The sequence below is a fragment of the Actinoalloteichus hoggarensis genome (genome assembly GCF_002234535.1).
Lineage (GTDB): Bacteria > Actinomycetota > Actinomycetes > Mycobacteriales > Pseudonocardiaceae > Actinoalloteichus_A > Actinoalloteichus_A hoggarensis.
In genome coordinates, this window is sequence record NZ_CP022521.1 from 2,267,291 (window position 1) to 2,288,311 (window position 21,021).

Annotated in this window: 16 protein-coding genes and 1 pseudogene; 11 read left to right on the top strand and 6 right to left on the bottom strand. The window is 71.9% G+C overall.

What is annotated here, in order from left to right; genetic code table 11:
* Positions 1 to 373 precede the first annotated feature (373 nt).
* Positions 374 to 1,393 carry an ABC transporter permease gene (locus AHOG_RS10055; protein WP_093941121.1) on the bottom strand — a complete coding sequence of 340 codons (1,020 nt, stop codon included), beginning with the start codon at positions 1,391 to 1,393 and terminating at the stop codon, positions 374 to 376.
* The gene (locus AHOG_RS10060; RefSeq protein ID WP_245856677.1) at positions 1,390 to 4,218 is read right to left on the bottom strand and encodes an alpha/beta fold hydrolase; all 2,829 of its coding nucleotides are present in this window, start codon (positions 4,216 to 4,218) and stop codon (positions 1,390 to 1,392) included. Before AHOG_RS10060 ends, AHOG_RS10055 begins: the two co-directional genes overlap by 4 nt.
* Before the next feature lie 413 nt (positions 4,219 to 4,631).
* Here AHOG_RS10060 and AHOG_RS10070 point away from each other — a divergent pair, with 413 nt between their 5' ends.
* Complete coding sequence (locus AHOG_RS10070) at positions 4,632 to 5,624, top strand: TerC family protein (protein WP_093941123.1); 993 nt, start codon at positions 4,632 to 4,634, stop codon at positions 5,622 to 5,624.
* A 52-nt stretch (positions 5,625 to 5,676) separates the two neighbouring features.
* Here the strand turns inward: AHOG_RS10070 and AHOG_RS10075 are convergent, their stop codons facing one another.
* Entirely contained in the window at positions 5,677 to 6,960 is a 1,284-nt protein-coding gene (locus AHOG_RS10075; protein ID WP_093941124.1) for a metal-dependent hydrolase family protein, read from the bottom strand.
* Between the two features lie 110 nt (positions 6,961 to 7,070).
* Here AHOG_RS10075 and AHOG_RS10080 point away from each other — a divergent pair, with 110 nt between their 5' ends.
* From AHOG_RS10080 to AHOG_RS10090, 3 genes are all read left to right on the top strand, one after another.
* A complete protein-coding gene (locus AHOG_RS10080) occupies positions 7,071 to 9,035 on the top strand; it encodes a S9 family peptidase (protein ID WP_093941125.1) in 1,965 nt (654 codons plus the stop codon).
* 194 nt (positions 9,036 to 9,229) lie between these two features.
* On the top strand, positions 9,230 to 9,763 hold the full coding sequence (locus AHOG_RS10085) for a GNAT family N-acetyltransferase (protein WP_093941126.1): 534 nt from the start codon (positions 9,230 to 9,232) through the stop codon (positions 9,761 to 9,763).
* A gap of 8 nt (positions 9,764 to 9,771) precedes the next feature.
* On the top strand, positions 9,772 to 10,518 hold the full coding sequence (locus tag AHOG_RS10090; RefSeq protein ID WP_157736746.1) for a GNAT family N-acetyltransferase: 747 nt from the start codon (positions 9,772 to 9,774) through the stop codon (positions 10,516 to 10,518).
* Positions 10,519 to 10,839: 321 nt separating this feature from the next.
* Here AHOG_RS10090 and AHOG_RS10095 read toward each other — a convergent pair whose 3' ends face one another.
* Both AHOG_RS10095 and AHOG_RS10100 read right to left on the bottom strand, forming a co-directional pair.
* Positions 10,840 to 11,499 (bottom strand): RES family NAD+ phosphorylase, encoded by a 660-nt coding sequence (locus AHOG_RS10095; RefSeq protein ID WP_093941128.1) that lies wholly within the window; start codon positions 11,497 to 11,499, stop codon positions 10,840 to 10,842.
* A gap of 44 nt (positions 11,500 to 11,543) precedes the next feature.
* Positions 11,544 to 12,128: a helix-turn-helix domain-containing protein gene (locus AHOG_RS10100; RefSeq protein WP_093941129.1), complete on the bottom strand. Its 585-nt coding sequence runs from the start codon at positions 12,126 to 12,128 to the stop codon at positions 11,544 to 11,546.
* 197 nt (positions 12,129 to 12,325) lie between these two features.
* Here AHOG_RS10100 and AHOG_RS10105 point away from each other — a divergent pair, with 197 nt between their 5' ends.
* The 7 genes and pseudogenes from AHOG_RS10105 (at position 12,326) to AHOG_RS10135 (ending at position 20,148) form a co-directional block, all read left to right on the top strand.
* Positions 12,326 to 13,057 (top strand): creatininase family protein, encoded by a 732-nt coding sequence (locus tag AHOG_RS10105; RefSeq protein WP_245856956.1) that lies wholly within the window; start codon positions 12,326 to 12,328, stop codon positions 13,055 to 13,057.
* Between the two features lie 137 nt (positions 13,058 to 13,194).
* Complete coding sequence (gene thrS / locus AHOG_RS10110; protein ID WP_093944328.1) at positions 13,195 to 15,279, top strand: threonine--tRNA ligase; 2,085 nt, start codon at positions 13,195 to 13,197, stop codon at positions 15,277 to 15,279.
* Positions 15,276 to 15,821, top strand: a complete 546-nt coding sequence (locus AHOG_RS10115; protein ID WP_093941131.1) for an HIT family protein — start codon at positions 15,276 to 15,278, stop codon at positions 15,819 to 15,821. Before thrS ends, AHOG_RS10115 begins: the two co-directional genes overlap by 4 nt.
* A gap of 175 nt (positions 15,822 to 15,996) precedes the next feature.
* Positions 15,997 to 16,608 carry a phosphatidylinositol phosphate synthase gene (gene pgsA / locus AHOG_RS10120; RefSeq protein ID WP_093941132.1) on the top strand — a complete coding sequence of 204 codons (612 nt, stop codon included), beginning with the start codon at positions 15,997 to 15,999 and terminating at the stop codon, positions 16,606 to 16,608.
* Positions 16,605 to 17,549 (top strand): annotated as a pseudogene (locus tag AHOG_RS10125) (phosphatidylinositol mannoside acyltransferase); the annotation flags it as partial. The gene pgsA and the pseudogene AHOG_RS10125, both read left to right, overlap by 4 nt.
* Before the next feature lie 341 nt (positions 17,550 to 17,890).
* Positions 17,891 to 19,036 (top strand): glycosyltransferase family 4 protein, encoded by a 1,146-nt coding sequence (locus AHOG_RS10130; RefSeq protein ID WP_093941134.1) that lies wholly within the window; start codon positions 17,891 to 17,893, stop codon positions 19,034 to 19,036.
* Complete coding sequence (locus AHOG_RS10135; RefSeq protein ID WP_093941135.1) at positions 19,033 to 20,148, top strand: NUDIX hydrolase; 1,116 nt, start codon at positions 19,033 to 19,035, stop codon at positions 20,146 to 20,148. The genes AHOG_RS10130 and AHOG_RS10135 overlap by 4 nt, the downstream gene beginning before the upstream one ends.
* A gap of 158 nt (positions 20,149 to 20,306) precedes the next feature.
* Here the strand turns inward: AHOG_RS10135 and AHOG_RS10140 are convergent, their stop codons facing one another.
* The gene (locus AHOG_RS10140; RefSeq protein ID WP_245856678.1) at positions 20,307 to 20,948 is read right to left on the bottom strand and encodes a lytic polysaccharide monooxygenase auxiliary activity family 9 protein; all 642 of its coding nucleotides are present in this window, start codon (positions 20,946 to 20,948) and stop codon (positions 20,307 to 20,309) included.
* Positions 20,949 to 21,021 lie beyond the last annotated feature (73 nt).

Consider the following 21,021-nt stretch of genomic DNA (forward strand, 5'->3'; position numbering starts at 1 on the left):
CATGTCCTCGGCCGGCGGGGCGGCCGACGAGACCGGGATCGCGGCGGACCGCCACGGGGTGGCGGCGCGGGCCGTCGCCACTCGTCCGCGGCGTGGCGGGCGCGGCATACGCCAGTCGGCTCGCCCCGAGACACCGGCCGGACCGGGCTCCCGACGTCGAGCCGAGCCGCGCGTCGACACGACCAGGGCGTCATGCCGGAGCGGTGCGGCCGAGGGGTCGGACCGACTGGTCTCGCCGGAGCGCACCGTGCCCGCGGGTGTGCCGCCCCTCCGCCCTGGTCGGCGAGGCGGGGGACGACGGGCGGTCCAGAGGAGGTCCGATGCGGCCGTGCGCGCACTCGAACACCCGGCTCGGCCCGAAGGGCGGAACGGGTCAGCTGGTGATGTCCTTGCGCTCGAACCGAAAGCCTGCGGCCAGCAGGAACACGGTGGCGTAGGCCACGGCCGCGAACACGCCTCGCGCGGGATCGGTGAAGTCGGGCTGTGTGCTGAGCAGATCGGTCCAGGCGTAGGCGTAGTGCGTGGGCAGGAAGTTCCGCAGATCCCCGAGCGCGGTGATCTGATCGAGGATCTGCGAGACGATGAACACGAGCACCGCGCCGCCCACGGCACCGAGCGGTGCGTCGGTGGACACCGACAACAACAGCGAGAGTCCGGCGATCCACAGCGAGAAGACCAGCAGGAAGACGATCACCATCGCCAGCGCCGCGAGACCGGTGGCGAACGGCAGCGTCTCGCCTGCCGGTGTGGTCAGCGGTCCGGAACCGTAGGCCGCCAGCCCGACCAGGAGTGCCACGCCGGGAAGCAGGACCAGCGCCGCGAGACTGAGCAGCCCGGACACGAGGGCCTTCTGCCGAAGCAGCCGGGCACGCGGGATCGGCGCGGCCAAGAGGTAACGCAGACTCGACCAGGCGGCCTCGCCCGCCACGGTGTCGCCGAAGAACAGGGCGACGACCACCACGAACAGGAAGCCCACCGAGGCGAACAGCGAGAACAACGCGAAGTTCAGTCCGCTGCCGGTGGCCAGCTCGACGAAGCTGCCCCGACCGGGGCCGGATTCGTCGGTGCCGATCTCGAACGACGCCCACAGCAGCACCGGCAGGGCGACGAGTAAGGCCAGCGTGATCCGGGTCCGTCTTCGCCGCAGCTGCCTGCCCAGCTCGACCCGCAGCCGCAGTGTGTGGGACGGACGGTAACCCGCGGCCGCGCCCTGCCAGGCCTCATACCGGTCACCAGGGGACGCGGCGTCGGCTGACGCGCCCCCGTCGGCTTCCGTTCGGGCGGTCGTCCTGCTCCCGGCGTCGCCGCCGGTCGACCTGCCCGGCGCATGGTCGGCCGAGGAACCGGCGCCGGTCGCGTCCGGCGGGTCCGTCTCGTCCTGCGGCCCGTTCACGGTGCCGTCTCCCCTCCTACGAGCTGGAGGAACGTGTCCTCGAGCCTGCCACGCGGTCCGACCTGGGTGACCGCCACATCTGCCGCCACCAGGGCCGCGACCACCGCCGACGCGGGCGTGTCGACCAGTCGCGCCGTCACGGAGTGCTCGTCGGAGGCGACCTCCTCGACCCCGCGCAGCGTACGCAGGGCCAGACCGGCCGCCACCGGATCGTCCACCACGAAGGTGACCTCGCCGTCGCCCGCGACGATGTCGGTGACCGGGCCCGCCGCGACGAGCCGTCCTCGGTGCATCACCACGAGGTGATCGCAGGTCTGCTCCACCTCGGCCAGCAGGTGACTGGAGACCAGCACGGTGCGGCCCGTGGCGGCGTAGTCGGCGAGCACCGTGCGAAGCCGATGGATCTGCGGCGGGTCCAGGCCGTTGGCGGGTTCGTCCAACACCAGGAGATCGGGCATCCCGAGCATGGCCTGGGCGAGCGCGAGGCGCTGCCGCATGCCCTGGCTGTAGGCGCCCACCTTGCGGTGCACGGCGACCCCGAGACCCGCGATCGCCAGCGCCTCCTCCATCCGGGCGCTCTCCTCGGATCGCCCGGTGGCGGCCCAGTACGACCGCAGGTTGTCCATGCCGGAGAGGTGCGGGAGGAAGCCTGCTCCCTCCACGAAGGAACCCACCCTGGAGAGGACGGGAGCGCCGGGGCGGATCAGATGACCGAAGACCCGCACCGATCCCTCCGACGGCGAGATCAGGCCGAGGAGCATGCGCAGCGTGGTGGTCTTGCCCGCGCCGTTGGGCCCGAGCAGTCCGACGACCTGGCCGGACTCCACCCGGATCGACAGGTCGGAGACCACGGGGGCTCCGCCGCCGTAGGACTTGCTCAGTTTCTCGGTCGACAGGGGGACGTCGGCGAGCTCCGGATCGAAGTCCGCGGTCTGTCGCCGTCGGACGGCGCTCACGACCGCCACCGCGACGCCGAGCGCCATCACCGCGAGGGCCCCGAGCAGCGGTTCCGTGGGCGGTTCGACATGGGTGGGCGTTCCCGCGACGGTCGGCAGGCTGAGGTGCTCGTCGCCGCCGAGTCCGACGAGCGTGACACCGGGCTGAGTCGCACCCCGATAGGCCTGGTCGGTCGTGGCCACGGCGATCTCGATCCGGTCGCCCGCGTCGATCGTGTGCACGATGCCGGGCAGCGTGACGACGACCTCGGTGGGAGCGCCGTCGGCCCGCAGGTCCCCGAGCCGGATCGGGGCCACCGCCCCGCCCGGCAGTCTGCGGTCGTCCCCCGTGCCGAGGTCGTAGAGCTTCACGAAGAGCACCGTCGAGCCCGTCCGGGGCTGGCCGGGGACGGCGGAGACCTGGAGCGTGATCCGCGGCGACCCGGCGATGAGCACCGATTCCGACAGCGGCTCGCTGGTGAAGCGCGCGACCTGCCCGGGCAGGTCCGTGGCCAGACCGCCGGCGGGCCCGGTGGGCAGGGCGCCGATCCCCAGGCCGGGCAGGCTGCTGACCGAGGCGGGCTGCCCGCCGGGCGGAGTGAGCACGGGGGTCGGGTCGCCCGTCAGCCGGAGGTTCTCTCGGCTGGTCCCGTCGTCCGACCCCAGGCCGGGGTAGGCGTCGGTGGTGACCGTCCTGGGCGGGGTCTCCTCGTTCGGGCCGGTCTTCGGCAGGGTGTACTCGAAGCCCGTGCCCGGATCGGGACCGCGATCGGCGAGGTGGAAGTCGAACCAGTCGCCGACCTCGTCGAGCAGGTCCTCGCCGGGCGACTCGGCGTCGTGACCGCCGTCGTACCAGATCACGCGCACGGTACCGCCCGCCTCGGCGATCTCACGGGCGGTGGCGTCGGACTCCTCGAAGCCGAACAGCGTGTCCTGCCTGCCCTGGACGAGCAGCGTCGGCACCCGGATCGACCCGGTCACCGAGGAGGGTGAGCGCGCGGCGAGGAGTTCGACGGTCTCGGCGCTGGGCCTGCCGGTGGTGGCGAGCTCCGTGTAGGCCTCGCAGACCGCGCTGCTGAATCGGCCGCAGGTCAGCGGGCCGTCGGCAGCGGCGGCCGCCGGTGCGTCGGCCTCGTTCGCGTCGTCGGCCTCGTTCGGCGGGGTCTCGCCGTCCTGATCGGCCGGGTCACGCTGGGCCGCCGGGGGCGTGAAGCCCGCGCTGAACAGCGTCGCCGCCCAGGACTGTTTGAACACGCCGGGGCCTGCCTCGGGGCCCGCCGCCGGTGTCGTCGCGTCCGAGGGCGGGTCGCCCGCCGCGTTGGGCAGCAGAGCCCGGTTGAGGTCGTTGTAGGTGATCATCGGCGCGATGGCGTCGACTCGGTCGTCGGTGCCCGCCAGCAGCAGGGCGAGCGCGCCGCCGTAGGAGGCGCCCGCGACACCCACCACGGGATCGTCCGGCCCGTCCGACAGGACCTGCGGCCTGCCCGCCAGCCAGGTGATCAGCTCCCGGGCGTCGTTGACCTCGTGCTCGGGAGAGTTCAGGCCGATGCGACCGGTGCTGGCCCCGAAGCCGCGCGCCGAGTAGGCGAGGACCACGAAGCCGCGTTCGGACAGGCCGCGCGCCTGATCGGCGAGGTCGTCCTTGCTCCCGCCGAAGCCGTGCGCCAGCAGGATCGAGGGCGCCGGAGTGCGTTCCGGGGTGTAGAGCGTGGCGTCGATGCTCACGCGCGAGGCGTCGCCGGGTCCTGCGGGCAGTTCCAGCGTGAGGTCGCGCGCGCCGACCTCCGGAACGGCGTCCTCGCGGGGCCACAGCAGGAACCCGGCACTGATCAGGAGGACGAGGACGACCGCCAGCAGCGGTCTCCTGGTCCGTCGGGTTCGGACGGGCACAGCGGAGACTGTAAGGGAGACGTCACCCTCAAGGTGCGATCTCGTCACCGATCGTCGCCGAACGGGGAGTCCGCTGCGCCGGTCGGTCGTTCGCCGAACGACGAGTCCGGCGCGATGGGTGAGGCGCAGGTCGTCGGCGCCGCGCCGCCGCGCGTCGGGCCGGCTCGTTCACCCGATGGAGTGACTTCTGGTGTGGTGCCGAGGATGCGGGTGGTGTCGCTGCTCACCCCGGGTGGTGTCTGAGGCGACACGTGGTAGACAATTCCCTGGTTGGTGGAGGGGAGTATTCCTTCGCGGCGGTCTCGTCATCACGGTTGTCTCCGGCAGGAGGCGCCCGGGGCCGTCGGTCGATCGAAGAATCGGCGGAAGAGACCTCCGGTGATCGGCGTGTCCTGACACCGGAGGAAGGCTCAATGGACGTCCCCACATGGGTATGGTTCGTCACGGTCGGCGTGCTGCTGCTGCTCATCGCCGTTGATCTCATCATCGTCGGGCGCAACCCGCACGAGGTCGGCATCAAGGAAGCCGCGATCTGGTCGATCGGCTGGGTGCTGGCGGCGGTGGTGTTCGGCATCGGGCTGTGGATCGTCGTCGACGGCACGATCGCAGGCGAGTTCTATGCCGGATATGTGACGGAGAAGGCGCTCAGCGTCGACAATCTGTTCATCTTCGTCATCATCATGTCGACCTTCGCGGTCCCGAAGATCCATCAGCATCGGGTGCTGTTGATCGGCATCCTGCTCGCGCTCGTGCTGCGCGGCATCTTCATCGCGGTGGGCGCCGCCGCGATCGAGCGTTTCAGCTGGGTCTTCTACATCTTCGGCGCGTTCCTCATCTACACCGCGTGGGGGCTGCTGCGGCACGACGACAAGGACGACTCCGCCGCGGCCGACAACCTGATGGTGCGGCTGACCAAGCGCTTCATGCCGGTGACCGAGGAATTCCACGGCAGCAAGTCGTTCGTGCGGATCGAGGGCAAGACCTGGCTGACTCCGATGGCGATCGTGCTGGTGGCCATCGCCAGCGCCGACCTGCTGTTCGCCCTCGACTCGATCCCGGCGATCTTCGGCCTGACGCAGGAGCCCTACCTGGTGTTCACCGCGAACGCCTTCGCGCTGATGGGTCTGCGACAGCTTTACTTCCTGGTCGGCGGGCTGCTCAACCGACTGGTGTACCTGTCGATCGGTCTGTCGCTCATCCTGGCGTTCATCGGTGTGAAGCTCGTGCTGCACGCCCTGCACGAGAACACCCTGCCGTTCCTCAACGGCGGCGAGCCCCTGTCGGTGCCCGAGGTCTCCACCGGGCTCTCGTTGACGGTGATCATCGGCGTCCTCGTGGTGACCACCGTCGCCAGCCTCTGGAAGGTCAGGCGTGACCCCGGCGCGGTGAAGAAGGTCGACGACTGATCGACAGGTTGTCGCCGTCCGCCGCCCGCTCGGCGTGTTCGGCTGGACACCGTCAGGTCTCGGACGGCTCGGTTCTGGCGTAGACCCGCCTGCCGTCCGTCCAGACCTCGCGGACGGCGGCCCGCATCGCCTCTCCCCCCAGAGGGATCAGCGCGGCCGGGTCGCCGTCCAGCACCACCAGATCGGCGAGTCTGCCCGGTTCCAGGGTGCCGAGCCGATCGGCGACGCCCAGCAGCTCCGCGGCCGAGCGCGTCGCGGCGTGCAGGGCCTGTTCCACGCTCATCCCACATTCGGTGAGCAGCCGTAGTTCGTCGAGGTTGTCGCCGTGCGGTCCGACGCCTGCGTCCGTGCCCATCGCGATGCGGACGCCCGCCGCGATCGCCGCGCGGGCCGATTCGATGTGCTGATCGAGCACCCGGCGCGCCTTGTCGATCACTCCGCTGGTCAGCCCCGCGCCGGACGCCGCCCCCGCGAGCAGGGCCCTCGGCGCGTGCAGCGTCGGGACCAGCCAGGTGTCGTGCTCCAGCATCAGCTCGATGACCTCGTCGGTGAGGTAGATGCCGTGCTCGACGGAGCGGACGCCGTTGCGGACCGCCACGGCGATGCCGTCGGTGCCCTGGGCGTGTGCCATCACCGAGAGCCCGGCGGCCGTCGCCTCGGCGACCATCACCGCCACCTCGTCGTCCCGGAAGTGAGCGTGACGCGGATCGTCGCGTGGGGAGGCCACGCCGCCGCTGGTGGCGACCTTGATCACGTCGGCGCCAGCCCTGATCAGCTCTCGGACCTTCTTGCGGACCTCCTCCGGGCCGTCCACGACGGTGTTCGGCTTTCCGGGGTGGGAGGGCATCAGCGGCAGGCTGCCGCCGTTGAGCAGGTGGTCGTCGCCGTGGCCGCCGGTCTGGGACAGCATCGAGATGGCGATCTGCATCCGCGGTCCGGGGATCATGCCTCGGCGGACGGCCTCGGCCACGCCGAGATCGGCGCCGCCCGCGTCGCGAACGGAGGTGATGCCGCAGCTCAGCGTCGTCCGCAGATTCCCGACCGCGGCGAAGAACGGCAGGGAGAAGGGCGTCGTCACCGTCTGAAGCGTGTCGATGCCGCCGAGCATCATGTGGGTGTGGCAGTCGAAGAGGCCGGGCAGAACGGTCGCGCCGCTCACGTCGACGACCCGCTCGCCCGGCGCGGGCGCGGCGGCGGTCGACCCGGGAGGGTCGGTCGCCGCGGGTCGATCGTTCACGGACTCGATGCGATCGTCCGTCACGGTGACGTCGGCCGGCCGGGCGGGGGAACCGGTGCCGTCGAACACCCGGCCGCCGGTGAAGTGGATGCGTGTCATGTGCAGACGGTAGCGGTACGGCGCCCGTCCGGGACGAAATCTTGTGAGGTCGGCTAACGATTTGGTCTGGGCGACCCTTCCCGCCCGACCAGGCGCGTAACTTCGGTCGAATGCGTCCACAAGACCTCTCCGCCCTGCGTGTTCCCAGCGACCTCGCCTTCCACGGCGACCTGCTGCTGGTGGAGGTGACCCGTCCCGACGTCGAGCAGAACGCCTACCTGAGCTCGATCGAGCGAGTGCCGCTCGGCGGCGGCGATCCGGTCCCGTGGACCGCGGGCAGCCGCGATCGCACCCCGCGGGTCTCGCCCGACGGCACGCGGGTGGCCTTCCTGCGCGCCGAGGCCGGGCAGCGCGCCCAGCTGTATGTGATGCCGGTGGACGGCGGCGAGGCCCGTCGACTCACCGCACTCCCGGGCGGCGCCGGCGAGCCGGTGTGGAGTCCGGACTCGCGGCGCATCGCCTTCGCCGCCCGAGTCCCCGAGCCGGGCCGCTACGGCACCGAGGAGGGCGTCGACGCCGCCTCGGAGGCACCGCGTCGGATCACCAGGCTGCTGTACCGGCTCGACGACGTGGGCTTCCTCGACGATCAGCGGCGGCGGTTGTTCGTGGTGGACGTCGTCGACGATGCCGCCGAGCCGGTGGAGCTGACGGACGGCGGGTTCGACGTCGCCACGCCGGTCTGGGCACCCGACGGCACGCGGCTCGTCGTCGTCGCGGAGCGCGACCTGGGCCGTGTCGACACGCTGCACCACGACGTCTACGTGGTCCCGGTCTCCGGGGCGGCGCCCCGGCTCGCGGTGCGCTCGGCGGGGGACGTGTCGGCGCCGGTGATCACCGAGGACGGTCGGCTGTACTACGTGGGGACCGAGTTTCCCGACCGGGAGGATGTCGCGCGCAACGGCGGCCTGTTCCGCGCCACGCTGCCCGCCGACGGCGACATCGAGAAGGCCGTCCGACTGACGGACGCCGAGACCGTCGACGTCGCGCACGGCTGCGCCCCCGTGCCGGTGGCCGGCGGCGTACTGGTGGTCGTCCGGGAACGCGGCAGCGCGCGGCTGCGGTTCGTCCCCGACGACGCGGTCGCGGCCCCGTTGGACACGCTGCCCGCGCTCACCGAGGAGCGAGCCTCGGTGCGGGGATTCGCGGTGAGCGGCGATCGGCTGGCCCTGCTGCGGGCGGACGTCGACGGCCCGGCGGAGGTCGTGCTCACCACGCTGGACACGGCGGGCGGCTCGGTCGAGACGGCGACGATCGCGACCGACTACGGACGTGCGATCCGAGACCGAGGCGTGCGCCCCGTGCGGGAGCTCACCGGCACCGGACCGGACGGCTATCCGGTGCACGGCTGGATCGTCCTCCCCGAGGGACCCGGTCCGCACCCGGTGCTGTTGACGGTGCACGGCGGGCCCTTCGCACCTTATGAGTGGAGCTTCTTCGACGAGGCGCAGGTCTACGCCGCCGCCGGGTACGCCGTGGTCATGTCCAACCCGCGCGGCTCGGCGGGCTACGGCGAGCGGCACGCCCGCGCGGTCATCGGGGCGATGGGGACGGTGGACGTCTCCGACATCCTCGCCGTCCTGGATCTCGCGCTGGCCGAGCCGGAGTGCGACGCGGCGCGGGTCGGCGTGATGGGCGGTTCGTACGGCGGTTTCATGACGAGCTGGCTGGCGGCCCACCACGGCGAGCGGTTCACGGCGGCCTGGAGCGAGCGCGCGGTGAACGCCTGGGACTCCTTCCACGGCAGCTCCGACATCGGCTGGTACTTCACCGAGGCCTACCTCGGCCCGGACCCGACGGTGTGGCGGGAGAAGAGCCCCGTCTCGTATGCCCATCGCGTGACGATCCCCTTCGCGGTGGTGCACTCCGAACAGGATTGGCGCTGTCCCGTGGAGCAGGCCCAGCGGCAGTACGTCGCACTGCACCGGGCGGGCGTCGACGTGGAGCTGCTGCTGTTCCCCGGCGAGGGACACGAGCTGAGTCGCAGCGGCGGCCCCCGGCATCGAGTGCAGCGTTTCGAGGCGGTGCTGGACTTCTGGAAGCGGAGGATGCCGGTCGGCGGCGCGGCCGAGGGCTGAGGCGGACGGGCACGGCGCGGTCGCCCGCCGCTGGTCGCGAGGTCGGCGGCGGGCATGGCCCGCCCGGGGTCGCGCCCGGATGGCATCGGCGTGTCGCGGGGGATGGTCACGCGGCGTGTCGGCGGAGGGGGCGGATGATCGCGACGATGGAAAACCGCTGGCCTGACGGCCGATGAACGCCCATTCTTCTCCGCATGCGATGGACGGTGCGTCGAGCGGTGCCTGCGGATTCCTCTGATGTGTCCCGGATCAACGTCCGGTCGTGGCGTCAGGCCTACCCCGGCATGATGCCGGACAGCTTCCTCCGCGGCCTGCGGGAGGAGGCCAAGGAACCGGGCTGGGCGCGATGGTTGGCACAGCCCGAGCCGGGCGCGGTGTTCGTGGCGGTCGACGAGACGGGCCGGATCGGCGCGTACTGCGCCGTCGCACAGGCGCGCGACGACGTGGACCGGCTCCCCGGGACGCGGGTCGGGGAGCTGGTGGCGCTGTATGCCGACCCGGACGTGTGGGGGACCGGCGCGGGCCACGCCCTGTCGCAGGCGGCGACGGACTTCCTCGCCGCTCAGGGCTTCGAGCACGCGGTGCTCTGGGTGCTGCGGTCGAACCTCTCCGGTCGCCGCTTCTACGAGCGCCACGGCTGGTCGGACGACGGGTTACTGCTGGACCTGGAGATCGCGGGAGAACGGATTCCGAAGATCCGCTACTCCCGCAGTCTCGTCCCGGCATGATGACCCGAATGCGATGGACACTGCGACGCGCCGTGCCGGACGACGCGGCCGTGCTGGGCAGGATGAACGTGGCGGCCTGGCAGCGGGTCTACCGAGACCTGATGCCCGCCGCCCTGCTCGACGGCCTGTCGAGGGTGGACCAGACCCCGAACTGGCGACGGACGCTGGCCTTGCCGGAGCCGCACGCGGACTTCCTGGCCGTGCGCGCGGCCGGACCGGATGACGCCGAAGCCGCATCGGGGGGCGGGTCCCCCGCCGCTCACGCCGCCGATCACCGGGGCGCCGGTCAGCGGGCTGTCGGTGACCAGGTCGTGGGCGGCCAGGGTGCCCGCGGCCAGGGCGCCCGCGACGCCGTCGCAGGCCCCGCCGTCGACCTGGGGGCCGGCGGGTCCACCGAGCTGATCGGGGCCTACTCCACCGTGGGGCCGCCGGCTGAGCCCGCCGACGCCCACCCGATTCGGCGCACCGGCGAACTGATCGCGCTGTACGCCTCGCCCGCCTGGCTGCGGACCGGTGCGGGCAGGCTCGTCCACGACGCGGGACTGGCGTATCTCGCCGAGGCGGGCTACGAGCACGTCGTGGTGTGGGTGATGGAGGGCAACTCCGAGGGCCGCGCCTTCTACGAGGCCGTGGGCTGGGACTGCGACGAGGTGGTGCGGCCGTTGGAGCTGCCCGGCTTCAGCCTGCCGGAGATCCGGTACTCCCGGCCGCTCCCGCCGCCGGTCGACACGCCTCGGGCCGCCGCCGGTCGCTGAGAGCGCGGGCCCGCCGCCGCATCGCCTGCCGGACGGCCGAGACCACGCTGCCGGACGAAGGCCGTCTGCGGAGCACGTCGTTCGTCGTGTACGCCGCCCGTCGCGCCGTGCTGCCGCAGAGCGCGCCGCCCGTCTAACGCGGCACTGACAGGCCGGCGCGCCATCGGCCGAGGGCGAGCACGGTCTGTCGAGGCCGCCGACCGCGGCCGAACCCGCCCTCGGCGGCCCAATCGCTCGCCGCGACCTCGGCTGCCCGCAGGCGGTCGACGCACGCCCGTTCCACCCCGTCGAACCACCCCGGCGACCGGCCGGCACGGGCGGTCAGTCCAGCAGCGTGTAGTGCAGCTGCTCGCAGATTCGCCCCAGCGGCAGGTCGAGCCCCGGATGGTCGAGCGGCAGCAGTACATCGGGTGACTCGGGCAGCGCGCTGCCCGACGGCGGGTCCCACAGACACACCGCGGGGCTGCCCGAATCCATCGACGACCGGTACCACAACCCGTCGAGCCGCGGATACGCCTCTCGGATGACACGGGCCCAGGCCTGCGTCCTGTCTTTGGGTCCGCTGCTGATCGCCTGGGACGCCCCCGCCCTGGTGGGCCACAGCCCCGCGATGTCCAGCAGTCGCAGCGGCCGGACGGGGCGCAGGACCACCAGGTGCGGCGCACGGGTACGGCGGTCGACGATCGAGGCGGCCTGGAACACCTCGGCGATACTGGTGCGCACCGACAACCCGAAGTACAGGACGCCGTCGTCGGCCTGCGCGGGAGTCGGCGCGTCGCCGTCGGTCACCGGATGCGGGTCGAACCGGGCGTGTGCCAGCGGGCCGAATCGGCGGAAGGTGTCCCACTGTTGTCGATGTCTGCCGCCGGTCGTGAAGACGCGGACGAGTCGTGTCGCCTGGTGAACGGCCACCACGTCCTCGGTCTCGCGCAGCATCGCACGCAGGACGTCGGGTTCGGGCGGCTGGGGAAGCCGAGCCATCGTCAGTCGTTCGTCTCTCGTTCAGGCGGTACGGGTCGGGCCGCTCAGACGGGTTCGCCGAGCCGGGCGGCGAGCCTGGCGACCCGCGCCGGGTCACCGCCCGCCAGCAGCCAGTCCCGAGGCGCCGCGTTCGCGGGACCCACCTGGAGATCCTCCTGCACGGTCGACATGAACGCCGCGACGACCAGCGCAGGCTGGTCCGCGGGCACCGAGGCCAGCACGACGTCCAGGCCGGGGAGCACCCCGTGGGTGGTGAACTGCCAGGCAGGCAGCCGCCAGCCGCGCTGATCCTTCCAGCCCGCGAGGCGTCCCTCCGCGATGCGGTGTCGGACGCGGCTCGTGTCGATGCCCAGGGCGGCCGCGGCCTGCGGCACGGTCAGCGCCGAGTCGTGCAGCACCGCCTGCTGCGCCACGGCGCGCGCGCGGTGATCGATCTCGGTCTCGCCGCGGTGGCTCAGATCGAGCCCGACCTCGGCGAGAGCCTCGCGCTCGCCCACCGACAGGTGCGCCGCCGGGTCGGGGCGCGGCGGCGCGAGTTTGCGCACGGCGTCCTCGACGAAGGTCAGGAACTCCCTGGGGGACACTCCCAGGCCCGCGTTCGCCAGCACTGACTCCAACCCCGTACTCACGCCTCCAGCGTAGCCCAGCTGTGCGGGTGCGTGCGGGACGCGATTCCATCGACTGCGGTGCGTGACGCGGTCTTCGACGAGGGGGCAGTACGGCCACTCGTGCGGGTGATAGATGATACGGAGATCCGGGGCGGACTTCGTGATGAAGCAGTCCCTTCTTCACCGATTGAGCGCTGAGGAGGAGATCGGTGAACGTGATGCGGTGGCATGGCTCCACCCGAGAACGTCTCATCGAGGCCCTGCCGGAGGGGATGGTGATCCTCCCGGTCGGCGCCATCGAGCAGCACGGCCCGCACCTGCCGACCGGAACCGACACGCTGATCGTCCAGGCGGTCGTCGAGGCGGCCGTCGCGCAGGCGGCGGAACGCTGCCCGCGGCAGCTGATCATCACCCCGCCCGTGGCCTTCGGCTCTTCCGATCATCACCTGCCCTTCGGCGGCACGCTCTCGCTGACCTTCGAGACCTTCACCCAGGTGCTGCTGGACATCGTCCGCTCCATCGCCATGGGCGGCGGGCGGCGCGTGGTCCTCGTCAACGGCCACGCGGGCAACAAGGGCCCGTGTCACTCGGTCGCCGAGGCCGCCGCGATCCGGTTCGACCTCTCGGTCGGCTATGCGGACTACTGGGACCTCTTCCCCGCCGAGGCAGGCGGCAACAGCCCGCTGGTGCCGGGACACGCGGGCGTGTTCGAGACCGCCATGCTGCTGGCGCTGCGGGAGGAACTGGTGGAGGAGCGGCCCGGCGCCCGCGCCGTCAGCGAACTCCAGGCGATGACCGGCATCACGTTGCACAGCCGCGAGCGGTGGCGCCGCATCGACGGCTTCACCGACGAACCCGGTCGTGCCTCCGCCGAGAAGGGCAGGCGATGGCTGGACGCCTGCGCCGCGGCCCTCGCCGATCGCCTGCTGTTGTTGTCCAAGACGCTCTAGCTCGCAGTGCTCGCCCGCCGTGCCGTACCGCGGCGCGTCGCGACGGCGGCAAACCGTGCGGTGTCGGCGCGACGGCGCCGGATAGCATCGGAGTCCGCACCGTGCCCGGTGCCTTCCGTCATCGTCAAGGAGTGACCGTGTCCCGACCGCAGTTCCCGCCGCCCGAGTCCGCATCACCCGTCAGGGTGCAGGCCGGGACCACCGCGGGGACGACGGTCCGGGAGGCCGGCCTACCCGCCAAGGGCCCCGACGCCGTCCTCGTGGTCCGCGACCCGGCGGGTGTCCTGCGTGACCTGTCCTGGACGCCGGACGTCGACACCGACGTCGTTCCGGTGGCGGCCGACACCGAGGACGGCCGGGCCGTCATCCGCCATTCGACGGCCCACGTGCTGGCGCAGGCCGTTCAGGATCTGTTCCCCGAGGCGAAGCTGGGCATCGGCCCGCCGGTCACCGACGGCTTCTACTACGACTTCGACATGCCGCGCCCCTTCACCCCCGAGGACCTGCAGGCGCTGGAGAAGCGCATGAAGCAGATCGTCAAGGGCGCGCAGCGATTCTCCCGGCGGGTGGTCGAGTCCGTCTCCGCCGCCAAGGAGGAGCTGGCCTCGGAGCCCTACAAGCTCGAACTCGTCGACGTCAAGGGCGGGCCGGGTCAGGGCGAGGCCGCCGTGGACACCTCCGAGGTGATGGAGATCGGCGGCGCCGAGCTGACGGTCTACGACAACCTCGACCCGCGCAGCGGCGAACGGCTCTGGGGCGACCTGTGCCGCGGCCCGCACATCCCCACCACCAAGCACATCCCCGCGTTCAAGCTGATGCGCAGCGCCGCGGCCTACTGGCGGGGCAGCGAGAAGAACCCGCAGCTACAGCGGGTGTACGGCACCGCGTGGGAGTCCACCGAGGCGCTGGAGGCGTACCTGGAGCGGCTGGCCGAGGCCGAGCGCCGCGACCACCGCAGGCTCGGCGCGGAGCTGGACCTGTTCAGCTTCCCCGACGAGATCGGCTCCGGTCTTCCCGTCTTCCACCCCAGGGGCGGCGTCATCCGCCGGGAGCTGGAGGACTACTCACGGCGTCGACACGAGGAGGCCGGCTACCAGTTCGTCTACACCCCGCACATCACCAAGGGCACGTTGTTCGAGATCTCCGGACACCTCCAGTGGTACGCCGACGGCATGTACCCGCCCATGCACCTGGATGCCGAGGTCGACGCCGACGGCGTGGTGCGCAAGCCCGGCCAGGACTACTACCTGAAGCCGATGAACTGCCCGTTCCACAACCTGATCTTCCAGTCGCGGGGACGGTCCTATCGCGAACTGCCGCTGCGGGCGTTCGAGTTCGGCTCGGTGTACCGGTACGAGAAGTCCGGCGTGGTGCACGGGCTGACCCGGGTGCGCGGCCTGACGATGGACGACGCCCACATCTACTGCACCCCGGAACAGGTCGGCGAGGAGATCCGCTCCCTGCTCACCTTCGTGCTGGATCTGCTGCGGGACTTCGGTCTCGACGACTTCTATCTGGAGCTGTCCACTCGCGACGAGGAGAAGTACGTCGGCTCGGACGAGGTCTGGGCCGAGGCCACCGAGACGCTCCGGGAGGTGGCCGTGGCGAGCGGGCTCGAACTGGTGCCCGACCCGGGCGGCGCCGCCTTCTACGGACCGAAGATCTCCGTGCAGGCCAAGGACGCGCTCGGCCGCACCTGGCAGATGTCGACCATCCAGCTCGACTTCAACCTCCCGGAGAAGTTCGGCCTGGAGTACACCGCCTCCGACGGCTCTCGGCAGCGGCCGGTGATGATCCACCGTGCGCTGTTCGGCTCGATCGAACGCTTCTTCGGGATTCTGACCGAGCACTACGCGGGCGCCTTCCCCGCCTGGCTCGCGCCGGTCCAGGTGGTGGGCATCCCGATCGCCGACGAGCACGTCGAGCACCTGACGGGCGTCGCCTCGGCGCTGCGTGCCAAGGGCCTGCGGGTCGAGGTGGACACCTCCGACGACCGGATGCAGAAGAAGATCCGCAACCACACGACGCAGAAGGTGCCGTTCCTGCTGCTGGCGGGCGCCAAGGACGTCGAGGCGGGGGCGGTCTCCTTCCGTTTCCGCGACGGCAGCCAGATCAACGGCGTTCCGGTGGAGCAGGCCGTCGATGCACTGGCGGGCTGGGTCGGCCGACGGGAGAACTCCTCGCCGACCGCCGAGGCCTTCGACGCCGCCCGCACGGGATGACCGAGTTCGCCGAGCAGCAGGGCGTCGGCGTTCCCGACGCCCTGCAACGGCTCTGGACCCCGCACCGGATGAGCTACATCCGAGGAGAGAACAAGCCTGAGGGTCTGGACGAGGCCGGCTGTCCCTTCTGCCTGCTGCCTGCGCTGGACGACGCCGACGCACTGATCATCGCGCGCGGCGAGCGGGTCTTCGCCGTGCTCAACCTGTACCCGTACAACCCGGGTCACCTCATGGTGCTGCCCTATCGCCACGTCCCGGACTACACGGACCTGACGATGGCGGAGACGGCCGAGCTGGCCGCCTTCACCCAGCGCGCCATGCGGGCGATCCGGCGGGCCTCGGGGCCGCACGGCTTCAACATCGGGATGAATCAGGGCCCGGTCGCGGGAGCCGGGATCGCCGCGCACCTGCATCAGCACGTGGTGCCGAGGTGGGGCGGCGATGCCAATTTCATGCCGGTCATCGCCCATACCAAGGTGTTGCCGCAGCTGCTGGGCGAGACCCGGTCACTGCTCGCCGTCGCCTGGGCGGAGAGCGGATGAACGCGGGCCCGTACGGAGCCGACGTCGTCGGGGGCGACAGGCCGGGGAGACAGACCATGCCGCCGCCATGCATCCGGGCGTCGCTCGTTAGTCTGCTTTCCGGTACCTGACATGTCCGTGGGCATGGCCCGCCCGGGTTCACGCCGTCGAGGGAAGGCCTGAGTCGACCAGTCCCATGCTCAACATCTTCGCGCGTGCCTCCGTCGCCCGCATCACCGACCCCGTGGGCGGCTGGCTGGTGCGCCGCGGACTCTCGCCGAACACCATGACGGTGCTGGGCACCGCGGGCACGATCGGCGCGGCGCTGTGGTTCCTGCCCAGGGGCGACCTCTTCGTCGGCGCCGCGGTGGTCACGGTCTTCGTGCTCTTCGACCTGCTCGACGGCGCGATGGCGCGGGTGAGCGGCGGCAGCACCGTGTTCGGCGCCGTACTCGACTCGTGCTGTGACCGGCTGGCGGACGCGGCGCTGTTCGGCGCCATCGCCTACTGGTGCTTCGTCGGTGCCGACGACCGCGTGACCGGCATCGCCGCCCTGGTCTCGCTGGGCTGCGGCCAGGTGATCTCCTACATCAAGGCCAGGGCCGAGGCCTCCGGGCTGTCCGCCGACGGCGGGCTGGTCGAACGGGCCGAGCGGCTGATCATCGGGCTGGTGGGCGTCGGCGTGCACGGTCTCGGTGTGCCGTACATCCTGCAGGCGAGTCTCTGGCTGCTCGCGGTGCTCTCGGTGATCACGGTGGTACAGCGGCTGCTCGCCGTCCACCGCTCCGCCTCGGAGCAGGCGGCATGAGCGGCGGGACGGGCGAACCCGCCGTGTCCCCGGCGCTCTCGGTGCGGGACCGCCTCGTCGACGGCGCCTACACGGCGGGGTGGCGACTGGTCAGACTGCTGCCGGAACGAGCGGCGCGCCTACTGTTCCAGGCAGGCGCCGATCTGACGGTGCGGCGGGGCGGGCGTGGCGTCGAGCAGCTCCGCCGGAACCTGCGTCGGGTGGCGCCGACATTGAGCGAGCCGCAGCTGGACGACCTCGTACGGCGGTCGATGCGCTCCTATCTGCGTTACTGGCGGGAGGCCTTCCGTCTGCCCGCGATGGACCTGCGGGCCGTCAGCGTGCGGGTCGACGCGGGGGTCGAGGGCCGGGAGCACCTCGACGCGGCCTTGGCGCGGGGGCGGGGTGCGATCGCGGTCCTGCCGCACAGCGGCAACTGGGACATCGCGGGAGTGTGGGCGGTGAGTCGCTACGGCGGATTCACCTCGGTCGTCGAGCGGCTGCGCCCCGAGCCGCTGTATCGGCGGTTCGTCGCGTATCGCGAGTCGATGGGCTTCGAGATCCTGCCGCACGACGGGGGCAGACGGATGATGTCGACGCTGCTGGCCCGTCTGCGGGAGAACCGTCTGCTGTGTCTGATCGCCGACCGCGATCTGAGCAGGCGGGGCGTGGAGGTGGAGTTCTTCGGCGAGACCACGCGGATGGCGAGCGGCCCGGCTCGGCTCGCGGCCGCGACCGGGGCGGCGCTGGTGCCCGCCGCCTGCGAGTTCACCGAGGACGGCTGGTCGATCCGGCTGCACGAGGCGGTCCCGGTGTCGGGCTCGAGCCCGGCCGAGATCAAGGCCGCCACCCAGCTCGTCGCGGACGCCTTCGCCGCCGACATCGCGGGTCGGCCCGAGGACTGGCACATGCTGCAGCCGCTCTGGCTCGCGGACCTCTCGGCGCGTCGCCGGGCGCTCCTCGCAGGCGACGGGAACGAAGCCGCGGGTGCCCCGCGTGTCGAGGGGGAGAACGCCGCCACTCAGGCCGACGACGTCACGAGCGGGGCCGCCCCGGACGACGACATCGAAGAGTGGGACGCCGTGAGCGGACAGGCCGGGAGTGGGCTCGCCGCGGGGGAGGACACGGGGCAGGCCGTCGCAGGGCAGGACTCCGCCGCCGAGGGCGCCGCGCCGGGGACGGGCCGCGCCCGCCGATCGGCTGCCGCGGAGGGTTCCGACGCGCCGTCCGCATCGCCCGCGGTGCAGGCGTCCGCGGCCGACGGCCGGTCGGAGCGCGAGTCGGGGCGCGCGGAGCCTCCGTCGTGAGGGTCGGACTGGTCTGTCCCTACAGCCTGGAGGTCCCCGGCGGGGTCCAGGCCCATGTCATGGACCTCGCCCACACCCTCATCGGGCTGGGGCACCGGGTGAACGTGCTCGCCGCGGCGGACGAGGACGGCGACCTGCCGAGCTTCGTCACGCCCGCGGGTCGGGCACTGGGCATCCCGTACAACGGGTCGGTCGCCCGGCTCTCCTTCGGACCCGTCTCCTTCGCCAGGGCACGCCGATGGGTGCGCGATCACCAGTTCGACGTGCTGCATCTGCACGAGCCGGTCGCGCCCAGTCTGTCTCTGCTGGCCCTGATGGTGGCGGACGGCCCGATCGTGGCGACCTTCCACACCTCCACTCAGCGGTCCCGCACCCTCGCGGCCTTCCACTCGGTCCTACAGCCGTTCCTGGAGAAGATCACCGCGCGGATCGCGGTGTCCGCGCTGGCCAGGCGGGTGCAGGTCGAGCATCTCGGCGGTGACGCGGTCCTCATCCCCAACGGCGTGAACGTCGACTTCTTCGCGGGCGCCGAGCGGCTCGACGGCTATCCGAGGACGGGCGGCACCGTCGGCTTCGTCGGCCGGTTCGACGAGCCCCGCAAGGGCATGCCGGTGCTGCTCGACGCGATGCGGCTGCTCGTCGAACGCCGACCTGACCTTCGGCTGCTGGTCGTCGGCCGGGGAGACGCCGACGAGCTGCGCGCGCGGGCGGGCTCGGCGCTGGCCGAGCGACTGGATCTGCTCGGCCAGGTGGACGACGTGGACAAGGCACGGGCGCTGCGCAGTGTGGACGTCTACTGTGCGCCCAACACCGGCGGCGAGAGCTTCGGCATCATCCTGGCCGAGGCGATGGCGGCGGGCACCGCCGTGCTGGCCAGCGACCTCGACGCCTTCCGGCGAGTGCTCGACGACGGCAGGGCGGGTGTCCTGAGCCCCGTCGGGGACGCCGAGGCGCTGGCACTGCGGCTGGCCGATCTGCTGGACGACGACTCGCGTCGTGCCGAGTTCGCCGCCGTCGGGCGCCGCTTCGTCGAGAACTTCGACTGGCCGGTGGTGGCCCGACAGGTGCTGCGGGTGTACGAGACGGCGATGGCGGCCGATCCTCGCCGGGTCGCCGAGGCGGACGGCGGCGATGTCGAATGAGTCTCACCACGCTGTTGGTCGTCGTCCTGATCCTGCTCACCCTGCTGCTGCTCGTCGGCGGCTGGTCCGTCCTCATCGCCAACCGGCTCAATCGGTTGCACGTCCGGACCGACGCGGGCTGGGCGGCTTTGGAGTCGGCTCTGGCGCGGAGGGCCGTGGTGACGCGCGCGGTGGCGGCCGTCGGCCCGGTGGCGGCCGTGGCGGAGCCGCCGCGCGGCCCGGCCCCGGCCGACCGACCGCCGGGCGCGTCGGGTGCCGACCCCGGGCAGCGAGACGTGTCCGCACCGGGCGCGGAGCCGCCGAGGGTCTCGCCGCTGGACGCCGAACGCCTGCGGGCCGCGGCGCTGGACGCCGAACTGACGCCGAGGCCCGGTCGGGAGCACAGCGAGAACCTGCTGGGCAGGATGCTGGGCGAACTGGACCGCTCCCGGCTGCCCGTGCCGCTGGCCGCCGAGCTGACCGAGGCCGAGGAGCGGGTGATGCTGGCCCGTCGGGTCTACAACGACGCGGTCCGGGACACCCTCGCCCTGCGGTCCCGGCGTCCGGTGCGGTGGCTGCGGCTGGCGGGCGGGGCGCCGCCGCCGACGTACTTCGAGATCGTCGAGCGGGCGGGCGAGCCGGAGCCCGCGACCCCGGTGATCTATCGCCCCTCGGCGCGCGTGCTGCTGTTGGACGCCGCGGACAGGCTGCTGCTGTTCGAGTCCCTCGACCCCGGCAGGCCGCAGGAGACCTTCTGGTGCACCGCGGGCGGGGGAGTCGAGTCGGGCGAGGAGCTGCGGGCGGCCGCGATCCGCGAGGTGGCCGAGGAGACCGGGCTGGCACTGGCGGAGTCCGACCTGGTGGGGCCGGTGTGGCTCCGGCGCGCCGTCTTCGGCTTCGACGGGCAGGTCTTCGACAGTGAGGAGTGGTTCTTCGTCGCCAGGACCGACGCCGAGGACGTCGACGTCTCCGGCTTCACCGACCTGGAGCGGCGCACGGTACGCGGCCATCGGTGGTGGACGGCCGCCGAGCTGAGGGAGACCGAGGCCACCGTCTATCCGGTGCAGCTCGCAGAGTTCCTGCCGGACGTGATCGTCGGCCGATGGGACGGCCGGGTGCGCGGCATCCGTTGATGCCGCGCACCCGCGTGCCTGCTCGTCCGCCGCCCACCCGGCCGCGTGCAGGCGGGCCGGACCGCCGCCGTCCAGCCGCGAGAAGAGCTCCGGTGACCGGGGCCTCGTCCGTCCTCCCGCTTCGACCTCCGTCGGGTGCGTCGGAGGGTGACGGCGGTTCAGCCGCCGAAGACGACGTCGGAGCAGTTGTAGAAGGCCTCCGGGCTGTCGGAGCGCTGCCAGATCGAGTAGATGATGTGCTGCCCGGACTTGCCCTCCGGCAGTTCGGCCGTCCACTGGTACGAGCCGTCCACGATCGGCGGGTCGGTCACGGTGGAGAACGGCTCCGGTTCGAGGTCCGACCACTTCAGCGGCTGGTCGGGATCGAAGCCGTCCTTGGTCACGTACAGGTCGAAGTCGCCGGGGTGCGGTGCCCAGGCCACGTACTCGAAGGTCCATTCGCCGCTGGTCGGCAGGGTCGTGGTCTGCCAGTCGCGGGGAACGTCGTAGGCGGCGTACTTGTCGGTGCCCGCGCCGCAGAGCTGCCCGTCGGGGATGAGTTCCTGATGTCTGCCCGCGGCGTCGCTGATGAGAATGGCGAACCAGTCGTACAGCGGTTGGGTGCCGCCCTGGGCGATCGCGTCCGCGCAGGCCTCCGACTGCGGGTTCTCCGGCCCCTCCTGGAAACAGAAGTACGTGCGGGTGCCCGGCGAGGACATCCCGCCGTGCGCCAGCGCGCTGCTCGCGGGCAGCAACGCCGCGAGCAGGCCGACGACTCCGGCAAGTACCCCGACCAACGCGCCCTTGCGTCGTCTCGTCACGGTGATCTCCTTACGTGATGCTCCCGACTGTCGACGGTAATTAACCAGCCGACGGGAGAACATCCGCTCGGCG